The 422-nt window shown below is 61.6% G+C and carries 1 protein-coding gene; it reads right to left on the minus strand.

The features are described 5' to 3' along the window. Positions 1 to 422: hypothetical protein (locus tag AAEZ03_RS26015; protein ID WP_350582620.1), on the minus strand; the 422-nt coding region annotated here is incomplete at both ends.

Genomic DNA, 422 nt, shown 5'->3' on the forward strand with positions numbered 1-422 from the left:
GCGTCGTACTGCCACTGGCTGACTTTGCCCGAGCAGTCGGTGTAGCGGGTCAGTTGGCCGTCGGCGTTGTAGGCCAGGTGTTTGCTGCCGCCGAGGGCGTCGATGATGAGCACCGGCAGGTTGTCGCTGTTGTAGGCGTAGCAGGTTGTGTTCTCCAGCGGGTCGAGGGTTTCGATGATGTTGCCGCGTGGGTCGTAGTCGTATTTCCACAGGCCGCCTTCGGCATCGCGGGTCTTGAAGCGCTGGTCCTGGTCGTCGTAGGCGTGGTGAATGCTGCTGCCGTCGGCACGGGTGTGTTGCAGCAGGTTGCCGCGCTCGTCGTAGGCATAGGAATCAGTGCTGCCGTCGGTGTGGATATGGCGGGTGACGTTTTTGGCGGCGTCGCGAAACAGCCATTCTTCGTTGCCGTCGGGGTAAATGAT

It is taken from the genome of Pseudomonas sp. HY2-MNA-CIBAN-0224, from assembly GCF_040310285.1.
Classification (GTDB): Bacteria; Pseudomonadota; Gammaproteobacteria; order Pseudomonadales; family Pseudomonadaceae; genus Aquipseudomonas; species Aquipseudomonas helleri.